This is a genomic window from Peribacillus sp. FSL E2-0218 (assembly GCF_037992945.1).
GTDB lineage: Bacteria > Bacillota > Bacilli > Bacillales > DSM-1321 > Peribacillus > Peribacillus simplex_B.
The window spans coordinates 4,219,545-4,238,304 of the sequence record NZ_CP150304.1 but is presented as its reverse complement, the minus strand read 5'-3'; the positions used below and the strand labels follow the sequence as shown (position 1 = coordinate 4,238,304).

Annotated in this window: 18 protein-coding genes and 1 pseudogene; 16 read left to right on the top strand and 3 right to left on the bottom strand. The window is 34.3% G+C overall.

Annotation, left to right across the window (positions count from 1 at the left end):
• The first annotated feature begins 26 nt into the window (after positions 1 to 26).
• Positions 27 to 647: a hypothetical protein gene (locus MHI53_RS20320; protein WP_340372105.1), complete on the top strand. Its 621-nt coding sequence runs from the start codon at positions 27 to 29 to the stop codon at positions 645 to 647.
• A 98-nt stretch (positions 648 to 745) separates the two neighbouring features.
• Entirely contained in the window at positions 746 to 922 is a 177-nt protein-coding gene (locus MHI53_RS20315) for a DUF4083 domain-containing protein (protein ID WP_340372104.1), read from the top strand.
• Positions 923 to 1,497: 575 nt separating this feature from the next.
• Here MHI53_RS20315 and MHI53_RS20310 read toward each other — a convergent pair.
• Both MHI53_RS20310 and MHI53_RS20305 read right to left on the bottom strand, forming a co-directional pair.
• On the bottom strand, positions 1,498 to 2,856 hold the full coding sequence (locus MHI53_RS20310; protein ID WP_340372103.1) for an IS1182 family transposase: 1,359 nt from the start codon (positions 2,854 to 2,856) through the stop codon (positions 1,498 to 1,500).
• A 299-nt stretch (positions 2,857 to 3,155) separates the two neighbouring features.
• Positions 3,156 to 3,716 carry a hypothetical protein gene (locus MHI53_RS20305; RefSeq protein ID WP_340372102.1) on the bottom strand — a complete coding sequence of 187 codons (561 nt, stop codon included), beginning with the start codon at positions 3,714 to 3,716 and terminating at the stop codon, positions 3,156 to 3,158.
• 322 nt (positions 3,717 to 4,038) lie between these two features.
• On the opposite strand from MHI53_RS20305, the gene MHI53_RS20300 reads away from it, so the two are divergent.
• A complete protein-coding gene (locus MHI53_RS20300; protein ID WP_340372101.1) occupies positions 4,039 to 4,797 on the top strand; it encodes a hypothetical protein in 759 nt (252 codons plus the stop codon).
• A gap of 94 nt (positions 4,798 to 4,891) precedes the next feature.
• Entirely contained in the window at positions 4,892 to 5,263 is a 372-nt protein-coding gene (locus MHI53_RS20295) for a YxiJ family protein (RefSeq protein ID WP_340372100.1), read from the top strand.
• A gap of 150 nt (positions 5,264 to 5,413) precedes the next feature.
• Here the strand turns inward: MHI53_RS20295 and MHI53_RS20290 are convergent, their stop codons facing one another.
• Positions 5,414 to 5,665, bottom strand: a complete 252-nt coding sequence (locus MHI53_RS20290; RefSeq protein ID WP_340372099.1) for a hypothetical protein — start codon at positions 5,663 to 5,665, stop codon at positions 5,414 to 5,416.
• Between the two features lie 405 nt (positions 5,666 to 6,070).
• On the opposite strand from MHI53_RS20290, the gene MHI53_RS20285 reads away from it, so the two are divergent.
• From MHI53_RS20285 to MHI53_RS20230, 12 genes and pseudogenes are all read left to right on the top strand, one after another.
• Positions 6,071 to 6,895 carry an MBL fold metallo-hydrolase gene (locus tag MHI53_RS20285; RefSeq protein WP_340372098.1) on the top strand — a complete coding sequence of 275 codons (825 nt, stop codon included), beginning with the start codon at positions 6,071 to 6,073 and terminating at the stop codon, positions 6,893 to 6,895.
• A 208-nt stretch (positions 6,896 to 7,103) separates the two neighbouring features.
• Positions 7,104 to 7,961 carry an alpha/beta fold hydrolase gene (locus tag MHI53_RS20280; protein ID WP_340372097.1) on the top strand — a complete coding sequence of 286 codons (858 nt, stop codon included), beginning with the start codon at positions 7,104 to 7,106 and terminating at the stop codon, positions 7,959 to 7,961.
• A gap of 140 nt (positions 7,962 to 8,101) precedes the next feature.
• The gene (locus MHI53_RS20275; protein WP_340372096.1) at positions 8,102 to 8,671 is read left to right on the top strand and encodes a hypothetical protein; all 570 of its coding nucleotides are present in this window, start codon (positions 8,102 to 8,104) and stop codon (positions 8,669 to 8,671) included.
• Positions 8,672 to 9,281: 610 nt separating this feature from the next.
• The gene (locus MHI53_RS20270; RefSeq protein ID WP_340372095.1) at positions 9,282 to 10,073 is read left to right on the top strand and encodes a phosphotransferase; all 792 of its coding nucleotides are present in this window, start codon (positions 9,282 to 9,284) and stop codon (positions 10,071 to 10,073) included.
• Positions 10,074 to 10,246: 173 nt separating this feature from the next.
• Complete coding sequence (locus MHI53_RS20265; RefSeq protein ID WP_340372094.1) at positions 10,247 to 10,705, top strand: GNAT family N-acetyltransferase; 459 nt, start codon at positions 10,247 to 10,249, stop codon at positions 10,703 to 10,705.
• 223 nt (positions 10,706 to 10,928) lie between these two features.
• Complete coding sequence (locus tag MHI53_RS20260; RefSeq protein ID WP_340372093.1) at positions 10,929 to 11,462, top strand: hypothetical protein; 534 nt, start codon at positions 10,929 to 10,931, stop codon at positions 11,460 to 11,462.
• Positions 11,463 to 12,263: 801 nt separating this feature from the next.
• Positions 12,264 to 13,292: a D-alanine--D-alanine ligase gene (locus tag MHI53_RS20255; RefSeq protein WP_340372092.1), complete on the top strand. Its 1,029-nt coding sequence runs from the start codon at positions 12,264 to 12,266 to the stop codon at positions 13,290 to 13,292.
• Between the two features lie 440 nt (positions 13,293 to 13,732).
• On the top strand, positions 13,733 to 14,935 hold the full coding sequence (locus MHI53_RS20250; protein ID WP_340372091.1) for an IS110 family transposase: 1,203 nt from the start codon (positions 13,733 to 13,735) through the stop codon (positions 14,933 to 14,935).
• A gap of 325 nt (positions 14,936 to 15,260) precedes the next feature.
• Entirely contained in the window at positions 15,261 to 15,914 is a 654-nt protein-coding gene (locus MHI53_RS20245) for a phosphoribulokinase (RefSeq protein WP_340372090.1), read from the top strand.
• A gap of 417 nt (positions 15,915 to 16,331) precedes the next feature.
• Positions 16,332 to 16,634 (top strand): annotated as a pseudogene (locus tag MHI53_RS20240) (GNAT family N-acetyltransferase); the annotation flags it as partial.
• A gap of 734 nt (positions 16,635 to 17,368) precedes the next feature.
• On the top strand, positions 17,369 to 17,857 hold the full coding sequence (locus tag MHI53_RS20235) for a sigma-70 family RNA polymerase sigma factor (protein ID WP_340372089.1): 489 nt from the start codon (positions 17,369 to 17,371) through the stop codon (positions 17,855 to 17,857).
• Positions 17,847 to 18,722: a zf-HC2 domain-containing protein gene (locus MHI53_RS20230; protein ID WP_340372088.1), complete on the top strand. Its 876-nt coding sequence runs from the start codon at positions 17,847 to 17,849 to the stop codon at positions 18,720 to 18,722. The genes MHI53_RS20235 and MHI53_RS20230 overlap by 11 nt, the downstream gene beginning before the upstream one ends.
• The last annotated feature ends 38 nt before the right edge of the window (positions 18,723 to 18,760 follow it).

Below are 18,760 nucleotides of genomic sequence, written 5' to 3'. Positions count from 1 at the left end.
AGACGAACGGAAGGAAGAAGATTTGAATGTATGATAATGGGAAGAAACGTACATTTTCATTGGCTTTTGGAACTAAAGGCGGCAGGTTAGTGCATGTAGAATTCACATTTTTGGAAAACATTGTTATAATGAAGTGGGTAATTTCGTTAGGAAAGTTGCTGTTCAAGGTGGTTACAGATATGAAATCTAAAAAAACAGTAGTGATCATTGTTTTTGGTATAATATGTATAGCTATCGTTATGAATCTATTAAAGAAGGAATTATGGGATGTAAACGAAGAGCTGTTAAAAGAAGAAGTGTTATCAATTGGAAATTCCGTTGAAACAATAAATTTATTAGATGTAACACCGTTCGACTGGGATGTAGTATATTCCTTTCGGCCATATACCCCGAAAGATGATATATATGAAACGGTAGGTTATAAATGGGATACCATTAGCGAAACTGTAAATGAAGGAATGAATCAGATAGTATTTTTGAACGATGGAAAAGTGGTCTGCTATTTATATGGGTATCCTGAGAATAATGGATATGGTATATCGTTTGAATCTAAGAATGTGAAAGATGCAGGTTATATGCTTAATAGTAAGGATGATTTAAATTTTCAAGTGGAAAGAAGCGACAGTGTCGTTTTTTTGAAAAACTAAGTAAGAATGAGGCCTTCAATTAAAGGGGCTAGTGTTATAGAATTGTGCACTTATAAATAAGGTACACTAACACCAATACTTATAAAGGCAGGAATTAAATGAATATTGGCGATATGTTATATCAACTAGTTTTCCTTATTTTTATATTTGGAATTTTTTCTGGTGTGTTTTTTCTTGTTCGTTCTTTAGTTACAAAACAACCAAACAAGTCAGAAAATATCGAACAAAAGCTTGATAGAATAATTGATTTACTTGAAAAGGATAAGAAAGATTAAACTTTTCTGTAACCGGTGCGGTAACTGAAGAACGGAGCTGTCTTTCAGGCAGCTTTTTTATGCGACTTATTGGGGCAGGTTAGTTGAAGATGAATGTTACAATAAAAGACAAATGAAGCAAGGTGATAATATGATTGGAACGTTTTTTAGTTATTTTGTTATCTTTTTTATTATTGCGAGACTTGTTAGCCTAATGGGTAAGATTAGCTGGATGCCACTGATAAGAACAACTACAAGACAAGATGCAATATTAGCAATAATATTTTCATTCATTGTTGCTGTTTCAACCATTAATGGATAAAAAACTATTTAGACCTTGTGAAATATCACCTGCGTTAGTTGAGAACCGGGGCGGCCATTTGGTGGCCTTTTTACTTAATGAACTAAAGGGGCAGGATAGTTTTAATAAGAAATCATACGTAATTAGGTTATTGGAACAAATAAAAAGCCCTTAAATAAAAGGGTTCAGTTTGTAGACAAAAGGGGTTCGGAATTAAAAAATTCCGAACCCCTTTTGAAATTCCTTTGAAATTTTGACCAAAGGTTACGAGATTTGGGCTCTTCGAGCCACTATGTTAAGCCGTTTTAGGACCTTGCCATGTCCAAGTGGCCATCTTCTTTACATTCATGGCAGCGAAAGTAAGCATCGCCTGCATCGACAATTTTTTAAGTCCCCTTAAAGTAGTCCAACGCATACCATGCTTTTCTTTTGCATCTGCGAATACACGCTCAATCGTTTCTTTGCGTTTCGCATATATAGGTTTTACCTCTTGATGATGACGCAGATGATCTGCTTCTTCCACATATGCTTGCCAGATATGCCGTGTCACTACTTTTTGATGGTCTTTGCTTTCCGTACACCGTGATAAAAATGAGCATGTTGCACAAATTTGTTTGGGCGATTTGTATTCGCGATAGCCCTCTTTATTTGTTGTTGAGTACTTTAAAGTTTCTCCCGAAGGGCAAAGGTAACAATCAAAGTGTTCATCGTAAACATAGTCATGTTTGCGAAAGAATCCTTCTTTTGTACGAGGACGTGTATAGGGTAAAGCAGGTGTGATTTCTTTGTTAAATAGGTAGCTTGTAATCGCTGGTGTTTTATAAGCTGCATCTGCGGCAACTGCTTCTGGTTTTCCAACTTTCTCAATCACTTGCTCAACAAGTGGCTCCAAAATATGACTGTCATGTGTATTACCAGGTGTTACAATCGTTCCCAATACAAAACCGTTGCCGTCTGCGGCCGCATGGAATGAATAGGCAAACTGTTTTGTTCGTTCATCTTTCACATAGTAGCCACTCTCAGGATCCGTAGTACTTTCTTTAATTGCTTTGGTTTCTTCCTTATCAAATTTATCTGGTGGAAAAGGCTTCTTTCCATGGTTTTCACGATCTTGATTGATTTCTTCTTGAAGACGTCCTTGATACGCTCGTGTTTCTTTACGAACGATTTTCTTTTCAAATTTCCGTTTATTCGCACTGGCTTTCACATGTGTGGAATCCACGAAAACGTGTTCTACACTTATTACCTTTTTATTAGCAGCTGTCATTAAAATGCGACAGAAAATCTGTTCAAACAGGTCTGTATCTTTAAAGCGTCGCTCATAATTTTTTCCGAACGTAGAGAAATGAGGCACTTTATCATGGAAACCATAGCCTAAGAACCAACGATAAGCCATATTGGTTTCAACTTCTTCAATCGTTTTACGCATGGAACGAATACCGAAGGTATATTGAATGAGAGTCAGTTTAACTAAAATAACTGGATCAATACTTGGGCGTCCTACCTCTGAGTACATATCTTTCACCAAGTCATAAATGAAAGTGAAGTCAATGGCAGCCTCCATTTTACGAACCAAATGGTTCGGTGGCACCAGTTGATCTAAAGTAATCATTTCAAGTTGATCTCGCTGAATAGAATCATGTTTAGAAAGCATCCTCATCACCTCAAGTTTTAATACTTCAATTTTAAAACAAAAATGACTCCAGTCAAAAGTGTTCTATCTAAAAGGTAAGACAAAGTTGATTGGAGCGGGTGTTCGAGACTCCTGCGGGAAAAGCGCGTCTAGGGGAGACCCCGCAGGCAAAGCCGAGGAGGCTCCCCGACCGCCCGCGGAAAGCGAGTGCCTGGAGTGGAAATCAACGTCTAAATTGTACAGGCCATAAAAATAGACAAACTCGATTTTCATCGAGTTTGTCTACAGTCTGAGGCACCATATTAAATATGGTGCCTTTTTTATTTTAATGGGATTTCGAAATCTCCAATAATCAGAGTCTTCCCATCTTTTATTTTGTAATTTTTACGATATAATTCCTTCATATCGCCAGCTTGATTTGTGCTGTCTTTATATTCGGATTGAGGTTTATAAGTAAAAGGGAAGACTTTTTTATATACTCGAACTGAATTTCCTCTGTATTCTTCTCCAATGATTTTGTAAGTATGATAGCTTACTGCATAGTCATCCTTTAAATTTCGATCTTCTATTATATGATACTCTTTGGCAATGTAAAGTCTAGGTAAAATAGAAATGACAAGGACAGTAAATAGGACAAGACTTATAATTAGTGGAATTTTTGTATTTCTGAAATATAAGAATGAAGCTATCCAATAAATAGTTAAAAAGAAGAAATCAGGGATCAGTGTTCCCATAATAAACTCTTTTCCATCAGGAGAGATAAGAGCAAATTCTAAAGAAAGTAGAATCAACATTACAAAACGCAGAGTTAAATAAACTACAGATAAAGAAATAAAAAACAAGTAAACGTTATTTTTAATTCCTTTTGTTTTTAATTTCAAAATAGGTCACCTCTACTCAACAATAACACAATATCCAAAGTTTACTATTGATCAATTTACTGAAAAAAGGGATATTACTTTCGTTGAAGCTAATAATCGGATGTTATCTGAAGCTCTTCAGTTTTTGATTGATTATCTTATAAATAAAAAGTTTATTCTTTAAGATTTAAAAAGAAAATATAGTTATTAAGCTAACGGGTGCGTTAGCTGAAGATCGGAGCTGTCTTTAAGGCAGCTTTTTCCTATGCAACTAACGGGGCAGGATAGTTTAGTATAATAAGCAACAAACAACAAGTTAATGAACTATTAAAAGGGTGATAAAATGGATGACTATGAACAAATCCTGAATGAATTGCAACAATCAGCGATGGAACAAATGAAAAATTCAAATATTCAAATCGACAAAGATAAATTAAACTCGTTCAAAGATATTATCTCAGGGTTAATAAGCATTAGAAATGAGTTTGCGAGTAAACTTTCCGAATTACAGAATTCAAATGAAAAGGAAATTGTCACTTTTGAGTATTCAAAAGGTGGAGAAACAATTCACAGAGGATATTATTGTCCAAGTCTGGTATTTGATTTAATCGTAGGAAATATTAAAAGAGGTAAATTACTTAAAAGAAAAACCGATTTTGGGAAATATTCTTATGAATACGGTTTCGATGCAGACAATAGATTGATAAGGGTAAAAGGTGTAAATGAGTTTACCACTCCAGTTAGCCGTTTTGATGAAGAATTTTTGATTTACTCCGATGATATTGTTCTTGGAGTAGAGTTTGATAATATGGGTCACATTGATGTGGTGTCCAGATGTACTTATGATAATGGGAAAATTGTTAAGTATGAACGTAGCGTATGTGGCACACAGGAGTATGCAGACCTTTACTACGAGGAATACTTCTATGAAAACAATATGCTTTCAGAGGTTAGCATATTTGATGCAACTCCACGTGTTGAAATATACGAAGAGCAAAAATATAAGGTAGAATTTGATGAAGACAGTAAAATAGTTAAATTAATAGGTGGATTTATTACAAATGGAGTCGCAGAAAAAGGTGTATTGGATTTTAAGAAGTAATTTATAAATAGGACTTTTTTTTATAGAACTAACGGGGCAGGTTAGTTGAAGATTATATGGTAAAATAAATATATTCAACATATTTATTTGGTGGGTGTTAAACATAGATAAAAACCATATTTATCAAGAGCTCGAGGCAATAAAACAAAGTTTATATAATCCCTTTCCTTACCGTGATACTGATAAGATACAAAATGATTTTATAAATGAATTTTCCAAGGACGATAGCTTAACTGCTGATTTGAATACCTATTGGATGAACATCGCAGGAAGTCTCAGTTATGTTCTAAAAGGAAGGGCAAACAGAATGCCTCAAGAACAAAAAGAGTGGCTTCATTTATCATTCTTTGAGGTCTATCAACAATATAGCTTTTTTGAAAAAAGCATAAGTGATTATCCCGAGTTTTATAGAGAGTATATCAATTATGAAAAAACACGAAAGCTGTTATTAACTTATCAGTTGTGATAATAAACTCCAAGACGTATATAACACAAGTGCTGCCATTTGAGGCAGCATTTTTCTTATGGAACTATCGGGGCAGGTTAGTTCATTAAGATGTATCACGCAGTTGACACAAACTGTAAGGTAATCAGTAAATTAACAAAAAAAATACTCCTAAGCAGGAGTATGAATATGAGTATCTTTAGAAATAAGGTTTGTAATTACTTCTGCAGCTTGAGCTATATCGCTATAAGTATCTACTATATCCCTATCTGGATAAGTTAATTGAAAAATTTGTTGTGAATTAATGGTTAAGCATCTTAATTTTAAAATTCGAATTCCATTAGAGGTAAAAGTATGGGTAATATCTACTTCACGAAAATAACACAATGTTGAAAGTAAATTTGTTACATGTTCTATTGTCATTTCAGTCTCCTTTCCATAAATGGGAAGTGACTAATCACAGTCGGGTAGGACCCAAATATCCTTTACTTTCTTTAACTATAACATTAGAAAGTTTGGATGCATATTCTTATCATGTTACAAATTGTTACAAGAAATAGTGCTGCACAGTACGAATAAACTTCGTTGAAACAAAAGCTTACTCATTTTCATTGGCTTGTAGAACTAAAGGGGCAGGTTAGTTCGAGAGTGCATACGGAGTTATTCAACAATTGGGACAGATTGTTGAATAGATCACTAAAGAATTTGTATTTCTTAATATATAACCAAACATAAAAGAAGTGGAATAGAGCATTAAATTTAAAACTTTTACATTATTTATATATAATAATTATTGTTAAGGTTTTATAGATATGGGGGAAAAAGGTTATGGTTAATTATATTTGTGAGACATGTGGAGTCCAATATGACAGTTCTAAAGAAGTACCTAATCAATGTTTGATTTGCGGGGAAGAAAGACAATATGTTAGTCCTAACGGGCAAACATGGACAACATTAGAAATGATGAAAAAAGATGGAATATATAAAAATTCTATTAATCTTGACGAAGAGGGGTTATATAGCATAAATACTATTCCGAATTTTGGAATCGGACAAACTGCTTATCTAATAAAAGATAAGAATTTTAATTTATTATGGGACTGTATTACATATATTGATCGAGAAACGATTACGCAAATTGAAGATTTAGGTGGAATCGATGCTATTGCGTTATCTCACCCTCACTATTTCTCTAGTCAAGTGGAATGGGCTGAAGCTTTTGACGCTCCAATTTATATTCATGAAGATGAAAAAGACTGGGTAACGAGGCCAAGCGAAAAAATCATTTTCTGGTCTGGAGAATCGCTTGAATTACAGCCAGGTGTCATACTTCAGAGGATTGGTGGACATTTTAAAGGCGGCACCGTTTTAGAATGGAAAAACGGATTCAGCCAGAACGGAATATTACTGACTGGGGATATCATTCGGATTGTAGCTGATCGCCAATGGGTAAGTTTTATGTATAGTTATCCAAACTTCATTCCAATGCCCAGTGTAACAGTAGAAAGAATCGCAAATCGGGTTAATGAATTTAAGTTCGGACGGTTATATGACGCTTTTCACCGAGTAATTAAAGAAGAAGCCCATAACCAAGTTCAAAAATCTGCAACTAGGTACGCTAAAGCAGTAAATGGAACGTTGTTTACTACATAAAGCTTTATCATTTATATAAAAGTATTATCAAAGGTCCTGTGTTGATGTGCAGGATTTTTTTGTTCAGCAATCGGACGCGAGTCTTGAATAAGGTTCGCTTTTATTATGGACCTAAAGGGGCAGTATAGTTCAACAGTAACTTGGAAGGGTTTTCTCTAAAAAAGTTGAATTCACAATAATATACATTATTATTTTTAGGGGGTTCGTTATGTGGAAGAGAATGTTTATAAGTACATCTCGTGGAAAGTTTGAGATCTTTACCCAAGGAAAAGGAGAACCAGTGTGTATTACCCATTTATATAGTGAGTTTAATGACTTAGGTTATTATTTCGCCGACGCCTTTGTAGATCAATTCAAAGTTTATCTAATAAACTTAAAAGAAGCAGGAAACTCTTGCAAAGTTGGTATAGAAGATGAATTAAGTATGAAAGAAACCTCTAAGGATTTAGAGGCTATTAGAGAAGCTTTAAATTATAATAAGTGGTGCTTTGCAGGGCATTCAACTGGAGGAATGCTTGGTCTAGTTTATGCAACAATGTTTCCAAAATCTCTGACAAAACTATTAGTTGGAGGAGCAACTGCTACTAAAAAATATATGGAACACGAGGGCAGTATTTATAGTTCTCGTAGTCCACTAAATAAAAAACTGAAAAAAATCTTTGCTATATTAAAATCTCCGGACTCTACCACTGAAGAGCGAAGGGATGCTAACAGAGAATGGACTAATATGTCTTTATATAACAAAGAAAGATGGGATGAATACTTTAAAAAACCGAGTAGTGGGAAAGTTGTACAAAAAAGGTTAGATTATTATTCCTTTAATGACCTGCCCAATTACGACATACAAACTGAACTGTATCAGGTTACTATCCCGACCATTGTTTATTGTGGAAGACACGATGCACAATGTCCTCTTGTTTTTTCTGAAGAAATAAATGCAGGTTTAAAAAATTCCAAACTTTATATTTTTGAAAAAAGTAATCACGTTCCGTATTTAGAAGAGAAAGAAAAATTCCTTCAGATGGTTTCTGATTACAGAGGACTGACAACGAAAACCCATTCTTAATGAACTAACGGGTGCGTTAGCTGAAGATTGGAGCTGTCTTTAAGGCAGCTTTTTCTTAAGGCACTAACGGGGCAGGTTAGTTGCAGAAGGAATGATTGTAACTGAACAGGATAAACTAACCCTAAATATAATTAAAGGTGATGAAATTGGATAAAAGTAAACCTCTTCTATTGATTTTATTTAGTATACTAATTTGTGGGTTGTATTATGGAACAGTAAATGCAAAAGCGAACGATACTCCTCCTTCCTTTGAGGAAAAAATTACTGAAGGCAAACAACTCACTCCTTTAGAAAGCCAGTTAATGTCTTTTATGACTGGTTTGATGGTAACCGAACCAAAACAAGCTGTTGAATTGTGGATATTAGGCGTAAATGGTCGAAGTGGCGCTGTTCAATATGCGATGTTGTCCCCTTCGCTTCGAAAACAATCGAGGAGTAAATTTGAGGAAACTCACTGGATAACAGGTCAGTCAAGCCCTTCGGTTAGTAACTTTCGTTTTACCAAAGTAGAAAAGCTTAGCGAATCCAAAATGCGGTATACCGTTAAATACGATTTATGGGCATCATATGGAGATTTTGGTGGTGGGCAGAAGATTATAATCGTCGAAAAGAATTTAGAACCATTTAAAGAGTATTGGTTTATTTCATCAATAACAACGAAATATAATCAATGGGAAGCATTTACCCCAGCCGAGACAGTTTTAAAATAGAGCATTGCAGTTAACAATCAAATAAGGGCAAAGTTTGTGAATAAATGTACTTAAACTCCCATGAAAATTAAAAAAGCTCAAAATCCAGAAAAAATCACAACAAAATAGACCCAGTAAAAACGCTTTTTAAAAAAGGCTGAGCCTTATGAGTGATCTGATTGAGTTTGGTAAATCGTTAAACAAAAACCTCCAATCATAGCAAATTAAGTAGAGGCTAGCGCGACGACCAAAAAAGGATTAATCTCCCATAAGTGCTACCCATAAAGGGCGCGACAGTCGGTGGTACACCGTGGTCGTCGGAGTCAGACTAACGGATGGGCTCAAAGGCACCATAGTTCAACGACCTTCTTCGCCAGCCATTAAAACATTATCGACATAGAGACCCATTTTCATTCTCTGTGGTGAAGCGCTGATTTTTGCGCTACATGGATGACTAACGGGTGCGTTAGATGAAGATTGGAGCTGTCTTAAAGGCAGCTCTTTCTTATGGGACTAGAGGGGCAGGATAGTTCCATAAAGATAGTGGATTTTTGTGGTAAAATTACCAAAGTAATGATTGCTTAATGAGGTGTTCAAATGAGTGGAGATAAAATTAGGGGAGGAATATTAGATGTCAAACCATAAAAACGAAGAAATGCTAACAGGAGGGAATGTCTCTAACGTTTATCGGGCGGGAGATACTGTGAGACGAGAATTAAAGCCAGATAGTCCCAAGATTCATAAGCTATTACTGCATTTGGAGAACAAAAGTTTCAGTTATGCACCAAAGTTTTTAGGTATAGATGAAAAAGGAAGAGAGATATTATCATTTATTGAAGGAGAAGCTGGAAATTATCCTTTACAAGAATACATGTGGTCTGATGATGTCTTAATAGAAATAGGGAAAATGCTCCGTCTTTATCATGATTCTGTGAGTGATTTTTCACTTGATGATAGCTGGGAATCAATAGATAACACCCCCCAACCATTTGAGGTACTATGCCATAATGATTTTGCAATATACAACATTATTTTTAAGAATGAAAGACCGATAGGCATTATTGATTATGATGTTGCTGGACCTGGTCCAAGACTTTGGGACATAGCTTATACTCTTTATACTTGCGTCCCCTTAAGTAGATTTTATCTTTCTGAAACAGGTGAGAAAGTTAATTATAATTCATTACAGCATGCTAACCATATAAAACAAAGAGTTAGATTGTTTTTTGAATCTTACGGTAAGGGATTAGAAGAAGATTATTTGGAGATGGTATTGCTACGAATAGAAGGTATATGTAAAACAATTACAAGAAAAGCCAGTGAAGGTGACATAGCTTTTAAAAATATGGTAGATGAAGGGCATCTTGAACATTATCAAAACGATATTAAATTCATTCGTGAACATGGAAATGAGTGGATTTAAGAGTAGATTTTTGTTGAACTAACGGGTGCGTTAGCTGAAGATCGGAGCTGTCTATAAGGCACCTCTTTTTTCTTATGGAACTAAAGGGGCAGGATAGTTCAACAAGGATAATTAACAATTTGTATAGAATATGTAGAAAACAAAAAAAATCAAATAAAGGGTGTGCATCACAGATGGAAATTACCATCAAAAGAACAAGTTTAACTGAAGTAGATATGTTGTTGACTATTCAGAAACAGGCTTTTGCAGAAGACTATAAGTTATACCAAGACCACGATACAACTCCTGTAAATGAGACACCTGAGAAATTAATCGAAAATATAGAACACTCTATTCATTACACAATATGGTCAAATAACAACATTATCGGTGGAATAGATCTCCGCAAAAAAGAAAATATACTGTTATTAGACAAACTATTCATAGCAAACGAATATCAAAATAAAGGTCTCGGAACAAAGATAATGAAATTAATTGAGGCTGAATTTCCATTGATAAAAATATGGCGTTTATATACTCCATATTTAAACAAAAGAAATCAATATTTTTATGAGAAATTTGGCTATGAAAAAATAGGAGAAGTTCAGCTAACTGAAAAGCTTTTGTTATTTAAGTATGAAAAATGTATTTAATTTAAGGCGAAATTAAAGTACATAAAAGGAAAACAAGATAAGTTTCTTGTAGAACTAACGGGTGCGTTAGCTGAAGATCGGAGCTGTCTTTAAGGCAGCTTTTTCTTTATGGAACTAAAGGGGCAGGTTTGTTGCATAAGGCTGTTCAGCAATTCAAATAACGGTATAGTATAGTTTAATTAAAGTTTGAACAAACTACCACCATAAAAAAAGGTGGGTTCCTATGATTAGATGGTTGTGTTTATCCATTTGTTTCATTTTTGGCTTTAATACTTTTGGGAATGTAGTTGCTGCAAATACAGGCAGAATTCCACTTGAAGAAGCTCTATTCGATATAGGTTACAGGCCTGTTGAGGAAGCTTTGAAGACCTGCGAATCATACTTTAATAAAAAGATAAAAATTCCATATAAATTGCCACCTATAGCTTTCACACATCAATTAGGCAGATGCAATCATACAATTGGAATAAACAATGAGCTTGAAGTTGAGCTAATTAATGAAAATATACCGAAAAACCATTATGTAATCAGAGTTCGACCGAGCGAACACAGGATTAATTTTACACAAGAACGGATTGACAAAAAGTATAAAATAAGCAATGACACTTATGCACTATATGTGACAAACCGAGCCCAAGTATGTAATTATTTGATTTTTGAAAAAGATGGTTGGCAGTATATGTTAGGAATTGATAAGAGGATATCTGATAAAGTTCCACCAAAGGTTTTAATAGAAATAGCAGATTCATTCCTATAATGATGAGTCATTAGGGGCTAGGGGTTATTCTTATTGAGCTAACGGGTGCTTTAGCTGAAGATCAGAGCTGTCTTTAAGGCAGCTCTTTTCTTATGGAACTAAAGGGGCAGGATGGTTGAAGAATGCTTACTCTATAGTTTATAAAATGTTATAATTGTATTTATTGGAAATTTTTATTAAAATCAGGAGGGAAAAATGGTTGATAATAGTTATGAGAAACAACATTTGAAAAAAGTCAGGACTTTTATTTATATTACGATAGCATTAATTTTTTTAATGATATTTATATTTATTAGCAGTTTTCTTTTGTTTTTTTCCATGTCAGGCATTTTAGACATTGCGTATTTCCCACCAAAACTAGCAATTTTTTCATTCTTAATTTCTATTGTATTTTCTGTTTTAGCAATAAAAAATCTCTTTGGTAAGATATTGTTAGTATTAAACATATTTCTAATGCTATTTATGATTTTTTTTGGACCGTAAATATATACAAGAAGACTAACTTAGGGTGTAATAGTCAGGCTGTTGTTTAGACAGCCTTTTTTAACGGGACAGGTTAGCAAGATTGTGAAGGTTTGTACTTAAACTAACGGGTGCGTTAGCTGAAGATCGGAGCTGTCTTTAAGGCAGCTTTTTCTTATGGAACTAAAGGGGCAGGTTAGTTCACTAAGGACTCGTGCAAAGTTTATCCGAAATAAGACATAAGTGTCTTATGAAACTTTTTCCATTCCCATTCTTAATATATAATGAATGAGGTGAACTATATAGTTAATAGTAAATAATCGTAACAGGAGGTAAAAAATGAGAATAGTTGTATTAGCTGGCGGGTTAAGTGATGAAAGGGATGTTTCTCTTGCTTCTGGTGCTCAAATTTCTAATGCTTTAGTTTCAAAAAATCATGATGTATTATTACTAGATATTTATAAAGGTTTACAAGATGTTTCTGATTTTGAATCAGCTTATAAAAAATATAGAAAAGAAACATATACTTATAATGTGCCTAAAGAAAAACCTAATTTGGAAGTATTACGAAAACAGCAAAATAATCAAAAGTCTTTAATTGGTCCTAATGTGTTAGAAATTTGTCAAGATGCCGATATTTGCTTCCTTGCTCTTCATGGTGGAATTGGTGAAAATGGACAATTACAGGCCTTATTCAATATATACGGTATTCAATATACTGGTAGTTCCTATGAGGGCAGTCTATTAGCGATGAATAAAATAATTTCAAAAGAATTAATGGCTTTTAATGGAATAAAAACGCCGAAATGGGATATTTATAATTTCGATAAAGAATTACCAGAAATTAATTATCCAGTAGTTTTCAAGCCAAATGACAACGGTTCTAGTATAGGAGTGATAATTCTTAATAATTCTGATGAACTTCATAAAGCATTAGAAGAAATAAAGGGTATTTCAAATACTATTCTAATTGAAGAAAAAATAGATGGTAGAGAGTTTTCTGTTGGCATAATTGGAAATGCTGCTTTACCTGTTATAGAAATTATTCCTAAGAAAGGTTTCTTCGATTACCAAAGTAAGTATCAAGAAGGTGCAAGTGAAGAAATATCTCCTGCAAATATTCCAAATAGTCTAGCTGAAGAATTACAAAACACGGCGTTAAAAGTACATAATTTATTAGGATTAAAAGTCTATTCTAGAATTGACTTTATTGTTGATCAGGATAATGAAATTTATTGTATTGAAGCGAATTCTCTACCTGGTATGACGCAAACTAGTTTATTACCTAAAGAAGCCCATGCTAATCAAATAAGTTATGAAGATTTATGCGAATTACTAATAATAGAATCTTTCAAGAAATACTCATAAGAACAACGTAAACAAAAGCAGTGTGTAGTCAGTGCTTTTGTTTTTAGAGTCTTACAGTTTAATATCGTATTTTTAGTAGGTACGAATCTGAAGAATTAAGTGGTTTTATAAGTGAGGTCAGATTTTAGTTATTCAATTAAAGGTCGCGATTCTTGAAGAAGTTTCGCTTTTCTTATAGAACTAACGGGTGCGTTCGTATTATAAGGTCGACCAGTAAAAATTACTGGTTGACCTTTTTTTAATAGAATCTATTATATCAGTAGCCAGGGTAGGACGTACGGGTGCGTGGGACTTGATCCCGTGAACTAAACTGTCCGCCCCCTACTTGTAGAAACATGTTTGAGGCTGGTTGGGACGCAGATCTCGTATAACAAGCGAAGCTATGACACTACATGGAGAGGACTAGGGGTACTGGTTAGTAAGTAGAGGAGGAAAAAACAATGAATCCAGTTGTTGGTCTGGATGTGGCAAAAGGAGAGAGCCAAGTTCAGGCATTTTTAGATCAATCTAAACCGTATGGGAAGAGCTTTTCAATGAAGCATATCAAAGAGGAGTTAGATCATTTTTTAGAATTTCTAAAAGAAATTGAAGAGGTGACAGGGCAGATGCCTATGGTCATTTTAGAATCTACAGGGCATTACCATTCTCCTGTTATTCAATACCTGGAGGAACAAGGGATTCCATATATCTTACTAAATCCGATTATTTCTTATCAGGCAAAGAAGTCCAGCTTACGGAAGGTAAAAACGGACGCTATCGATGCGTACCAGTTGTGTGTGCTGTATTACAAAGAGGATTTAGAACCTCATAAAGTTAGAGGAATTCAGCTATTAGACCTTCGGAATTTGTCCAGACAACAGGAAATCGTAACGAATATGTATGTGGAAGCTAAACTTCAGTTTCACACCATTTTAGATCAAGTGTTTCCTGAATACCGGAAGGTTTTTGGGGATCTATATTCAAGGGTTTCCTTATTGATATTAAAGGAATATCCCACTTCAGAGGCGGTATTAGCAGCCGGAGAAAGTAAACTAGCAGAGAGTGTTATAGAGTTCTGTCCTAGCCGATCGGGTCAATGGGCATGGGAAAAAGCAAAAAAAATAATGGACTCCGCGTCTCGAAATCCATTTCAAATAAACGTGTATCAAAGTCACGTAATCAATCTTCGTATGTATATTGAGTTGCTTTTTCATTACCAGGGACACCTCTCTGAGTTGGAAGATCGTATAGTGGCCCTGGCAAATGAACTGGAAGAATATAAGATCATCCAATCGATTCCCGGTATCGGAGAAAAAATCGCAGCCACGATTATCTCTGAGATTGGTGAAATCGATCGGTTTAATCACCCGAAAAAACTAGTTGCCTTCGCTGGAGTAGATCCAAGTGTTCACTCATCGGGTAAGTTTACGGCAACCATTAATCGTATTACTAAAAGAGGTTCGAGCAGACTACGTCATTCTCTGTATCTTGCCGTACTATGTGGCATAAGAAGTTCAAGGAACAAAAAGCTTAAAGCCTTCTATGATAAGAAAAAATCAGAAGGAAAACCAGCCAAAGTGTCAATCGTTGCCTGTATGAATAAGTTGCTTCATTGGATTTACGCTTTATTAAAGAGAAAAGAAGCATTCCTAGATTTAGCCTGATTAACGATTTTGTGAAACAGAGAAAAATCCTTCCAAAAGGGTTTTGGAGGGTTATTTGTCATGAACAAAAATAGTATATCATAAGGGAAATGAAAATTTTAGAGAAAAATATTGACTTCCTATTAGCTGGTTTAGTTCATTAACAGGGGTTGCTGCGGCAGCCTTTTTCTTATGGCACTAACGGGGCAAGATAGTTGAAGAGTACTGTTTGATCTTTATTCAACAATTGGCCATATTCTGGAGTAAGAAAGGAAATCAGATGCTTCATCTGGAATTTGTAAGTTATGCCTGAAAAGAGCATTATTTTAGTAAAAGGAGGATAGGGATGGATAAGTTATTACAAGAAATCATAAATTGGGTCAGAATGACTGATGAACAGATTGTTATTGGCATTTCAGGACATGGTGCTGCTGGAAAAACGACTTTTGCCAATAGGCTCGCAATCGTACTAAATCAAAATGAAGTGAATTATATTAATACAGATCCATATATTGTTAGTTCAAACATACGAAAGCATGCAGTTATCGACTATACATATCAAAACGAAAATCATCGTTATAAAATGACGGCTTGCCATCCAGCAGCCCATCATTTGGATTCATTAGAAAGTGATGTTCGGATGGTTAGAGATGGTTTAGATTTATATACAATAGCTACGCATTATATGAAAAGTGAGTTAATTTCTTCGAAAAACAAAGTAACGATTGTAGAAGGAATGAGTGTCGCATTTATTAATCCAGATTTATTTGATTTAAAAATCTACTTCTATACAGATGGTGAAACGGAATTAATGAGAAGGTCGAGCCGTGATATTGTTGAGAGAGGAACCAATATCAATTATTTAAGGCAGTCTCATGAAGAACGTCGGATTCAGTACGAAGTATTTATGCATCCATACAGTCAGCGTTTTGATATTATTATCAAAACTTTTGATGAAGCAATATGTCTAGAAAAAAATACATTTGAATTTAAATCCTAATAATCAACTATTTGTTGTGTTTAGAACGGGTGCGTTAGCTGAAGATCGGAGCTGTCTTTAAGGCAGCTTTTTTTTATGGAACTATCGGGGCAGGATAGTTCTATAAAAAAATGAGGACTAATGTGTAAATTGTTTAAAAATTACATGATGGAAGTTAATACCACCTATTTTATTTCTTGTATAATAAAAAGAAGTAATATTTCGATATTTTATTCAAAAAAGGCATTATGTTAGTTTAAAAGGAGGTATAAGACAGTGGTGAAATTACGTTTATACTCTTCAAAATAAAATTTTGAGGAGGAAAATATAATGTCCATTATTATTATAGAACAAAAACATATAGAGCAAGATGATTTAAAAAGCCTTTATGATGATGTTTAATGGTATGCATATACAAAAGATTTAAATCAATTACAACAAGCTTTAATTCAATCTTTATATGTTGTATCAGCATGGGAACACAGGAAATTAATCGGTTTAACTCGGGTAGTTGGAGATGGACTGACAATTGTCTATGTTCAAGATATTTTAGTTTTAAATGCATATCAAAATCAAGGCATTGCAACAATCATGATGCAGCATGTTCTTGAAAAATATAAGGATGTACGTCAAAAAGTCCTTTTAACAGAAGAAGCACCTGATGTACGTCACTTCTACGAAAAGAACGGTTTTCAATCTTGTGATAAAGGTGCCCTAGTGGCTTTCGCTAAACTTGATTAGGGGGCGATTAATAGCTATTGCCACCCAAATTAAACAACCTTATTAGGTGCGTTAGCCGAAGATCAGAGCTGTCTTTCAGGCAGCTTTTTCTTATGGAACTATCGGGGCAGGTTAGTTGAACAAGAAAAGTGACAACCTAACACGTATATGAAGAAAATTATTTTATATCCGAGGGGCGTTTATGAAAATTTTATCTATTATTATCTCTTCAATTACCGTGTGCTTTAGCGTTAGTATTCAAATTTAAAAAACCGGTAGATTAATGGAAAAAATTCTTTATTATATTCAAAATGAACAAAGGAGAAACAAATTGCCCATTTATTCATACACTGTTCCTGAATTTGTCTCGTATCAAATGAATATGCCTATTCATAACGAGCAAAGAGAATTAGTCTACTTACTAAAAAAGACCCGACACCGTTTTCTGACTCAAATAGCCCATATGTTACTCCGGTATGGTATGCCCTATTGTTACCAAGTTCAAACACAAGATAAAATCCCCATTTATAAAATAGAGTGCTTGTTCACTGGTTTTCGTTATACTTTACTCAATTGCAGTTCTTACGGAACAAACGGGGCAGCTTAATTCAATAGAGGTTATATTAATTATTATGTTGCATTTTAATACTTTAGCCGCCATTATGTTTGGCGGTTTTCTGTTGCCAAAAAAATTTAAATATTCTCTGTAACGAAATTGACTGGAAACGGATATATAGACGAGAGGAGGAAAAGGCTTGGGGGAACTAGATGAAATTTATAGCAGTTATGCTGAAGAAGTTTTTAAATATCTAATGTGTCTTTGTCACAACGCAGATTTATCAGAAGAACTAACACAAGAAACCTTCTATCAAGCTGTAAAATCCATTGATAGATATAATGGTGAATGTAAAATGTCAGTTTGGCTTTGTCAAATAGCGAAGCACTCCTATTATAAGCATCTTGAACGTAATAAGAAGCAACAAAGACATATACTTCAAGAGGACACAATTCATACTTCTCCTGAAGCTGAACTTATTTATTCCGAAGACAAAATTGCCCTATACCGAATAATACACTTACTTGATGAACCATATAAAGAGGTTTTACTATTGAGAATCTTAGGTGGTCTTAGTTTCAAAGAAATAGGGGAAATTCAGTTAAAAAATGAAAACTGGGCGAGAGTTACTTTTTATAGGGCTAAGATGAAATTAAGGGAAAGGGGTAAGGATAAAAATGGACATTAAATGCAATATAGTGAGAGATTTACTTCCATCTTATATCGATCATTTGTGCAGCCAGGATAGTATTCATTATATTGAGGAACATATGGAATCGTGTGAAAAATGTAGAGAAGTATTAGAAAGTATGAAAAATGATGTGGATTTTACCGTTGAGATAGATGAAGTTTATAAAGTGGAAGTAAAAAAACCATTCCAAAAATTAGCCAGATTCTTCAACGGTCAAAAGAAACTGACGAATTATTTACTTCTAACAACATTATTCTCCTTGCTGTTTGGATTCATATTTCTAATCCATTCAATTATTAAGTTTAATGAACATAGAGAAGAAGTAACTAAGTTGGAAGTAGTAGAACAAGAAAAAGAAACCATTATGGATGAAGTAATTCATATTCTCGGAGCCTCAACAGAAGTGACGGAAAAAGAAGAAAAACAACTTCTTACCGTATTTAATAAGTATAATAAAAAACTTAATTTGTTAGCTGTTTTTCCAGCAGCAGATTTAAAAGATTGGTTACAGGAAAATGCTTCTGTAAAACAGAAACCTACAACGATCTATCCTATTGAGTACAAGGAAGCTGCCATTGTCATTGGAAATCAGGGAATACTTAGGGAGAATGATTCCATTACCCCTAGTGGTTACGATTTAGGAACTGTTGTGCTGGCGAAAAATCGGTGGGTCATTCAATATGAATATAAAAGTTCGTATGAGAAGACTATTGAGAGACATCACCAAGTAACCCATTACGGACCAAGTACGTGGAGTATTTTTCAGGCACCGATATTATTATTTATTGTATTTAGTGTTCTATTGATGTTTTGGATATTCTTAATGAGACAAAATAAACGTCTTAAAGATGTAATGGGATAATATGTACAGTTCGTATTCTACTAAGAGCTAGTTCTCCA